Genomic DNA, 7,896 nt, shown 5'->3' with positions numbered 1-7,896 from the left:
TTGCCCGCGATACTGACGACTCGTTTTCATGGCCATACCGCGTCATCGTCCATCGCGAGCAAGCTCAGCTCCCACAGGTTGGTAGCCTCTCAAGCTTATGCAAAACCTGTGGGACCGAATTCATTCGGGAAAGGGCCGGCAGATTTAACACTTCTGTCGCCTGACATGACGCATTTGCGAATGAATTCGCACCACCGAGATCAACCCTTGCAGGCCAACATAGAATCTCCCACAGGTTCTACGCGTTCATAATCTGGAGCTCCCCATGACCGACACCACCCAGGCCGCGCCGGCGTTGAAGGAGATTTTCAACCGGGCGCGGCTGCAGCACATCGCCGAACAGACAACGGCGCTTTACCCCGCTTTCGATACGCAAGCGTTTCTGGCGCATGTGGCCCATGACCTGGACAGCCAGTCGCTGATGCAACGGCTCAACCGCGTCAGTCGCGGGTTGCATGCTGGCTTGCCTGCGGATTACCCCGAGGCACTGGGGATTTTGTATGAGCTCGCGCCGCGCCTGAACAGCAGCTTTGTCAGCCTGATCCTGCCGGAATACGTGGCGCTCTATGGTCAGCACGACTTCGAACGCTCTATGGAAGCGCTGAAGTTCTTCACGACCTTTGGCTCGTCAGAGTTTGCCGTGCGGCACTTCCTGCGTCTGGATTTCCAGCGGGCGCTGCTGATCATGCAAGGCTGGGCACTGGACGAAAATGAACACGTGCGCAGACTGGCCAGTGAAGGCAGTCGACCGCGGCTACCATGGTCGTTCCGCCTTGAAACGCTGATGGCCGACCCCGCGCCAGTGCTGCCGATCCTCGACACCCTCAAGGCTGACAGCAGCCTGTATGTGCGCAAGTCGGTGGCCAATCACCTGAACGACATCACCAAGGACAACCCCGACTGGGTGCTGGCGCAAATCGAAGGCTGGTCGCTGGAAAACCCGCACACGGCCTGGATCGCCCGTCACGCATTACGCTCGTTGATCAAAAAAGGTGACCGTCGTGCGCTGACGATCATGGGCGCAGGACATAAGCCGCAAGTGCGTGTAGCGCTGATCAGTGTCACTCCCGGCACGATTCGTCTGGGTGACGACCTGAGTCTGTCTTTCGAGCTAACGTCGACCGCCGAGCAAACCCAGCGGCTGATCATCGATTACGCGATTCATTACGTGAAGAAGTCCGGCGGCACCTCAGCCAAGGTCTTCAAGATCAAGACGCTGGAGTTGGGGCCCGGCGAGTCGGTGAACGTGACACGCAAACTTCAGGTGCGTAATTTCACCACCCGGGTGCATTACCCGGGCGTGCATGAACTGGATGTTCTGATCAACGGCGAATGCCTGGCCAGCAGTCGTTTCGAACTGCTGCCGTGAGTCAGCTCAACGGCATGCGGAAGGTGAAAGTCGTGCCGTCTTCATGGCTGGAATGCACCGTCAGCATGCCGCCGTGGGCCAGCGCTATCTGGCTGGAGATGTACAGACCCAGTCCAAGCCCGGCCTGAGGTTCTTCGGCTCCGGGGCGCGAGTACGGCTGGAAGAGATGAGGCAGAACATCATCGGGGATCGGCACGCCCTGGTTGGTGACTGTCATCAGGAACTCCCCCGCTTCAACCCGGGCCGCTACGTCCACGACCCCGTTGGCGTCACCGTGGGAAATCGCGTTGGCGACCAGATTGGACAGCAGTTGCGCCAGCCGCTCGCGGTCGCACCTGATGCTGTCGAGGGCGCCAATAAAGGATCGAATCGGACGTGTTGGATGCACACGTTGCACTTCGGAAATCACATGGCTGAGCGCTGCGCCCAGATCCCGACACTCATGCAGGCTCAATGGAATACCATGCCCCAATCGCCCACGGGCAAAATCCAGAACATCGTCCACCAACTGCGAGGCGCGCCTTCCGGAAGTGAGGATATGACCGGCAATTTTTGCGGCCTTTTCGTCCAGAGAACGCCGTAACAGCAACTCGGCGCTGGCAGTGATCGCAAACAGCGGGTTACGCAGGTCGTGGCCCAATACGGCAATAAACTGCTCACGCCACTCTGCTACTTCGCGTTCTGCTCGCAGATCGGCTTTGACTTGCTCCAGCTTTTCTTCGGCCTCGATCTGAATCGCCAACAACCGCGCGAACGAGGTCATCAAGGCCTCGATGGCCGTGGCCTTGAGCTGGGCGGGTTTAGGGTCCAGCGCACAGATGGTGCCGAAAAACGATCCGTCTGACAGGAATACCGGTACGGCAATGTAGCTTTGGAACTGATAAATGCGCGGCGTGTGGTGCGTGCGATAGTGATCGTCTTCACTGACATGATCGATGATCACCGCCTCGTGCAAATGGGAAGACTGGATTTCGTGGCATATAGTTGTGGTCAGTTCCAGCTCGCCGCCGGGCTTGAGGCCGAAATTCAGCTTGTCGAGCACCGCACAGGCGGTCCATGAGGTGTCGGTCACGCGCGCAACAGCGGCGAACCCCATGCCCGTGGTCTCGCTGATCACCTGAAGCATGGCGGGAACCGCGCTGATCCGGCTGATTAATGCGACATCTTCGGCGATGGTCTGCCTCATGGCGTTCCTGTCATCAACGTGAAAGAGAGAAAATCGGCGGCATTGTACCGGCCAGACGCCATGATCGTAAAACCGGAAGTCGGGAACTGCGTCCGACCATGACAATAAACTCAACGTGCACAAATCTTCCAGACATCAGCGCCTCGCCTGTCGAAAATCTTTCAGGATGAACCGTTGATCAAATGCACCGCCCCGTAACATCGTGCCAACAGGACCTTGCCATGACCAACAGCAACTGGATCGATCTGAAGCAGGACAGCGAGTCCGGCATCGAGACGATTCGCGCGCATTTTGAGGGGCATGCCTACGATCCGCATTGGCATGACAGCTATCTGGTGGGCATCACCGAGCAGGGCGTGCAGCAATTCCATTGCCGACGAAAACGCCATGTGAGCACACCTGGCAGGATTTTCCTGCTGGAGCCCGGCGAAATCCACGACGGTGACGCCCCCTCCCCGGAAGGCTTTACCTACCTCACCCTGTATGTAGACCCGAAGTGGCTGGACCGGGAGTTACGCTCGCTGTTCGAACATACACCGGCTGACTGCCAGATAAGTTTCGCGGACACGCAGGCTGATGACACGCGTCTGGCCACTGCCACCGCTAACGCATTCCAGACGCTGCACGGAGCCGAGCTGCGCATCGTACGCCAGACCGCACTCGATGAACTGCTGTCGAACCTGACCCGCCATCTGCGCTGGCGTACCCAGGTCTCGCCCGACCCGCGCTTGCCACGGGTAGCGCAGATAGCGCGGGACTTTCTCCACAGCCACGCCAGCCACGACATTGGTCTGGATGATCTGGCGCGGGTTACGGGCGTTGATCGCTTTCGGCTGACCCGGGCGTTCAAGGCCGCCTTTGGCATCGCCCCGCATGCCTATCTGATTCAGTTACGACTGGCCAAAGCACGGCGCTTGCTGGCGGGCGGTCAATCCCCGGCTGAAACCGCCGCTGCGCTGGGTTTTGCTGATCAAAGCCACTTGGGGCGCTGGTTCCAGCGGGCTTACCGTATGACCCCAGCCGATTACCGCAAACGTTGCTCAAACCTTCCAGACTGAGGCACGGCCAATGGCGATGATCGACTGACGATCAATCACCAGTGAGCGCTCCATGGACCAGTTTTTGCCCTTTGTGCTGTTTGCCTTCGTGTCATCCATCACCCCCGGCCCGACCAATATTCTGGTCATGACCCATAGTTCGCGACACGGCTGGTCCGTGGTGACGCCTATCGTGCTGGGCGCGTGTGGCGGCGCCGCGGCGTTGGTGTTGCTGGTGGGCACCGGCATCGGCGATGTGCTGGCTCGGCATCAGGGTATTCAGACCGCGATGTCGTGGGTGGGAATTGCCTGGCTGAGCTGGATGGCCTGGCAGATTTTCAACGCCCCAGCCGCAGCTATCGATCCGAGCGGCCCAGAAAATAAAAACACCACGGACAGCAAAGGCACCCGACTGGGCCTGTTCGGGGCCGCCAGCCTGCAACTGGTTAATCCAAAGACGTGGATGATGGCCTTGGCAGTGGTCAGCGTTTTTGCCGGGACCGAAGCCGACAGAGGTATGCGCGTGGTCTACCTGTCGCTGATGTTCTTCCTGATCGCGATCCCCTGCATGACCGCATGGGCCTGGCTGGGCGTCAGCGCTGCACGGTTTTGTCGGTCGCCAACGGGTATGCAACGGTTCAACCGGAGCATGGCGCTGTTGCTGCTGGTTTCGACGTGGATGACGGTGTGGGTTTGAGCTATGCAGATTTCACTGCAAACGGGTGACCTGTAGGAGTGAGCTTGCTCGCGATGGCGGTATATCCGTTACAAAGCTGTGTCTGATTAAACGCCATCGCGAGCAAGCTCACTCCTACAGATTTTATGTCAGGCGGTATCAACTCACTGGCCGCGCCAGGTTGATGGTGAACGTCGTGCCCTGTTCGGCAGTCGAGGTAACGCTGACGTCGCCCCAGTGAGCGCGGGCGATTTCGCGGACGATAAACAGGCCAAGGCCGATGCTGCGACTCGGATCATCGTCAGCCACGCCGTGGGGCATGGGTTCGAACAGGCCATCAAGCCGCTCCGGCGGTATCGGCGGACCGACGTTGTGCACCGCGATGCGGATCCACTGAGCATCGAATGCCGAGGTGATCGTGATAACCCCTGTCGCTGAGCCATAAGCCACGGCGTTGCTCACCAGGTTATCAACCAGCTCGAATAGCCGGTCGGCATCAGCCGTGCACAAGCCGTCGCCAATACATTCGTGAATCAGCACACGCCGGGGAAATAACAGCCGTTGCTCCGCCACGCTGGCAGCAATCACCTCATGCAACTGCACCGGCTGGGGCAGCACGGAAATACCGCTGCCCACCCTTGCCTGAGTGAAGTCCAGCAGATCGACAATCAAACGCTGCGCACGCCCTACCGATTGATTGACCAGCCCGAGGCTGCGCTGTTGTTTGTCGCTGAGCGGTTCCAGCCCGATCAGCCCGGCCGCCATTTTGATCGCCGCCAGCGGATTGCGCAGGTCGTGGCTGACGATGGCCACCATCTGCTCGGCGAAAGTGGCACGAATGTCGGCTTCGGTCTGAGCCATACGCAGCCGGTTCTGCACCGAGGAGAGTTCCTTCTGAGAGGCCAGTTGCTGCAACAGCATCTCTTCAGCCGCCTGACGCGTCTCGGCCAGTTCACGCTGGTATTTATTGCGCTCTTCGCCGCTCATCAGGGACAGGTGATGCACCACGCCCTGCGGCGTTTCCCGTCGTATCGCATTGAGCATCATGGTCATGACGTGACCATCATGCCGCACCAGGTCGAGTTTGATCTCCGACACGGAGCCCCGCATCTCCAGCAGCGGGCCCCAGTGTGTCTGCTGGAAAATCTTGTCCCCTACGCTCATCAAATCCTGAAAGCGGGTTCCAGCCAGGCTCGCCGAATCGGAGCCCATCCACAGGCAGAAAGTGAGATTGGCCCGCAGGATCGTGCCGTCCTCGCGAGTCAGCAGCAGACCACAGGCCGCGCCCTCGAACAGCAGGTCGCTGTCAGCGCTCAACTCGACATCAACCGGCAAGAGTCACCACTCCAGACGTGCCAAAGAACTCATCCATCGCGACAATACATGCGTCAGGATTACTCATGTGCGGGCAATGGCCAATGTTATCGATAACCCTCAGCGTGCAGTCAGGCATCACCCGCTGCAGATAATCGCCCACGTCCAGTGGCGCGATAAAATCCTCATTGCACTGCAATACCAGGGTTTTGGTCGGCAACTGCGCTACATCCTTACGGTTATCCGCCGTGAACGTGACGCGGGCAAACTGCTGGGAAACTTCCGGGTTGGTGCGACAGAAACTATGGGTCAATTCCTCGCCCAGCTCGGGTTGATCGGGGGCACCCATAATGGCCGGAGCCATGGTACTGGCCCACCCAAAATAGTTAGCTGCCAGCGTGCTGAGCAGGGTAACGATGTCTTGCCGGGTGAAACCGCCCACGTAGTCACCGTCGTTGATGTAGCACGGCGACGGGCCGACCATGACTTGCGCCGCGAAGTGGCCGGGGTCGCGCAGGTCTGCGAGCACGCCAATCATTGAGCCGACCGAATGCCCAACATGAATCACCGGGCCCGGCCCGGCGAATTCCTTGACGACCTCGAGCAAATCACTGGCGTAGCCATCCAGAGAGTCGTACTTGCGCTTGTAGTAGGCAGACAGATCCGACTGACCGTTACCAACCAGGTCGTAGACCACCACCTTGAATCGCTCGGCGAAATACGGGGCCATGAATCGCCACATGTTCTGGTCGCAACCGAAGCCATGGGAAAACACGAGGGTTGCAGGCCCCTCTCCCGTGACCCTGACGTTATTGCGTAACTGCACCGACATCCGTATGCCTCCAACACTGACCCAAAAGGTGATCAGATTGCCACTAATGAATTAAACGAGATTAGCATCGTTCCAGACAGGAACCACTCATACGAAAGCATCTGTTCCATGAAAAAGCTTGCTTCGGCGCTCGGGGCTGCTTCTCAATAGCTGTTTTTTAAACAAACTGTGAACCGTTCATGAGTCAGACTTACGACGCACGCGGCAATATCTATATCGTCTGTACGCCTCAGAACTTGCGCGAACGGGGCATCGCGATTGCTGATAACGCAGCCGATGCTGCCTTGAATAGAGAACAATGGGCCGCCGCCGCAGTGCATGCCTTGTGCAACTGGCCACAGGGCACGCGCCCGGCAGGAGCAAAGGCGCACCGTTCAGATGGATTATTGGTCGGTCCTTTTCAGCAGGCAGCGCCATTTGACCTATTGATCGTCAATACAGACGGTACGCTGGCCGAACGCAGCGGCAACGGCATGACCATTTTTGCCCGCTTTCTGACTGACTCTGGTTATGTTGCTTCGCAAGGCTTTGAGCTGCGGGTTCATCACGATAACCGCGACACAGCGACACCGGTCAGCACTCAAGTTGAGCCGACTTCGGTCAATGGCGAGCATGGTTTCTGGCTGGCACTCGGAAATCCGTCTTTCGGGCCGAAGACGGTTGGCGCGCTTGTCGACAGCCTGGAGCCCGCGCAACTCGAGGGTCGCGTGGTTAATCGGGTAAAGCCTTTAGCGCAGATTGATGCTCAATGGGACCACAGCGTTTTCGTGCGCATTGGCAACCCTCATTGCGTCACGCTGGTGAGTGATGAAGCGGACTTACCGTCTTTCGAGGCGTTGCAGGAGTCAGCATTGAACGCGGCGTTGACGCGTATCGCCTTTGCCAAAGGTGAATCCGGCACAGGCGAACCTTGCCCAGCCGGGGTGAATCTGCAATGGGCGTGGGTGCAATCCGCCAATCAAATCGTGGCCAGGGTCTTCGAACGCGGCGAAGGCCCCACCGCATCTTCAGGCACCAGCGCCAGCGCCGTGGCCAGCGCAGCCTGGCATGCCGGGTTGGTGGAATCAGGATTGGTTCACGTCAGCATGCCGGGCGGAACGGCACCCGTAAGGCTGGAAGAGCACAACGGAGAATTGAGGGTTTCGTTGTTCGGGGTGGCGAAGGTAGCAGGCGAGTAAACACCACTTCCCTGTGGGACGTCCCCCGTCGCACAGCAAACACGAACCCTGTAGGAGCGCGCTTGCCCGCGAATCGGTCCGTCAGTCGATGAATATATCGTCTGTCCTGACGCAATCGCGGGCAAGCGCGCTCCTACAGATAAAATCGATATAAATCAGTTAGTTATGCTTTAACGCCTTTGAGACGTCCCCCCGTCTACTACGCAACGCTGTCGCGCAACAAACATTGGACCTGTAGATACTCTGTTGCCGGTCAAGCTTTCACGAAGTGTTTTTCGCTGAATAGCTTGGCCGTATCAAAATC

The 7,896-nt window shown here is 58.5% G+C and carries 7 protein-coding genes; 4 read left to right on the top strand and 3 right to left on the bottom strand.

Annotated elements, in window-relative coordinates; genetic code table 11:
* Positions 1-265: 265 nt before the first annotated feature.
* Positions 266-1,369 (top strand): DNA alkylation repair protein, encoded by a 1,104-nt coding sequence (locus tag RX972_RS28640; RefSeq protein WP_316880630.1) that lies wholly within the window; start codon positions 266-268, stop codon positions 1,367-1,369.
* 1 nt (position 1,370) lies between these two features.
* Here RX972_RS28640 and RX972_RS28635 read toward each other — a convergent pair whose 3' ends face one another.
* Positions 1,371-2,555, bottom strand: coding sequence for an ATP-binding protein (locus tag RX972_RS28635; RefSeq protein ID WP_027901895.1), 1,185 nt, complete (start codon positions 2,553-2,555; stop codon positions 1,371-1,373).
* Positions 2,556-2,776: 221 nt separating this feature from the next.
* Between RX972_RS28635 and RX972_RS28630 the strand changes: the two genes are divergently transcribed.
* Both RX972_RS28630 and RX972_RS28625 read left to right on the top strand, forming a co-directional pair.
* Positions 2,777-3,613, top strand: a complete 837-nt coding sequence (locus RX972_RS28630; protein WP_316880628.1) for an AraC family transcriptional regulator — start codon at positions 2,777-2,779, stop codon at positions 3,611-3,613.
* A 52-nt stretch (positions 3,614-3,665) separates the two neighbouring features.
* Positions 3,666-4,289: a LysE family translocator gene (locus tag RX972_RS28625; protein WP_316880626.1), complete on the top strand. Its 624-nt coding sequence runs from the start codon at positions 3,666-3,668 to the stop codon at positions 4,287-4,289.
* Positions 4,290-4,427: 138 nt separating this feature from the next.
* Here RX972_RS28625 and RX972_RS28620 read toward each other — a convergent pair whose 3' ends face one another.
* Positions 4,428-5,603: a PAS domain-containing sensor histidine kinase gene (locus RX972_RS28620; protein WP_316880624.1), complete on the bottom strand. Its 1,176-nt coding sequence runs from the start codon at positions 5,601-5,603 to the stop codon at positions 4,428-4,430.
* Positions 5,593-6,414: an alpha/beta hydrolase gene (locus RX972_RS28615; RefSeq protein WP_316880622.1), complete on the bottom strand. Its 822-nt coding sequence runs from the start codon at positions 6,412-6,414 to the stop codon at positions 5,593-5,595. The genes RX972_RS28620 and RX972_RS28615 overlap by 11 nt, the downstream gene beginning before the upstream one ends.
* 179 nt (positions 6,415-6,593) lie before the next feature.
* Between RX972_RS28615 and RX972_RS28610 the strand changes: the two genes are divergently transcribed.
* Positions 6,594-7,592, top strand: coding sequence for a diaminopimelate epimerase (locus RX972_RS28610; protein WP_316880620.1), 999 nt, complete (start codon positions 6,594-6,596; stop codon positions 7,590-7,592).
* Positions 7,593-7,896: the final 304 nt, after the last annotated feature.

Origin of the sequence: Pseudomonas syringae group sp. J309-1 (genome assembly GCF_032582135.1) — a bacterium.
Lineage (GTDB): Bacteria > Pseudomonadota > Gammaproteobacteria > Pseudomonadales > Pseudomonadaceae > Aquipseudomonas > Aquipseudomonas quasicaspiana.
Note: the sequence above shows the minus strand (reverse complement) of the source record. Positions and strands in the feature narration are given on the sequence as shown.

Excerpts from the sequence above, each read along its gene's own strand:
- RX972_RS28640 (WP_316880630.1), top strand. The coding sequence starts at position 266 with ATGACCGACACCACCCAGGCCGCGCCGGCGTTGAAGGAGATTTTCAAC.
- RX972_RS28635 (WP_027901895.1), bottom strand. The coding sequence starts at position 2,555 with ATGAGGCAGACCATCGCCGAAGATGTCGCATTAATCAGCCGGATCAGC.
- RX972_RS28630 (WP_316880628.1), top strand. The coding sequence starts at position 2,777 with ATGACCAACAGCAACTGGATCGATCTGAAGCAGGACAGCGAGTCCGGC.
- RX972_RS28625 (WP_316880626.1), top strand. The coding sequence starts at position 3,666 with ATGGACCAGTTTTTGCCCTTTGTGCTGTTTGCCTTCGTGTCATCCATC.
- RX972_RS28615 (WP_316880622.1), bottom strand. The coding sequence starts at position 6,414 with ATGTCGGTGCAGTTACGCAATAACGTCAGGGTCACGGGAGAGGGGCCT.
- RX972_RS28610 (WP_316880620.1), top strand. The coding sequence starts at position 6,594 with ATGAGTCAGACTTACGACGCACGCGGCAATATCTATATCGTCTGTACG.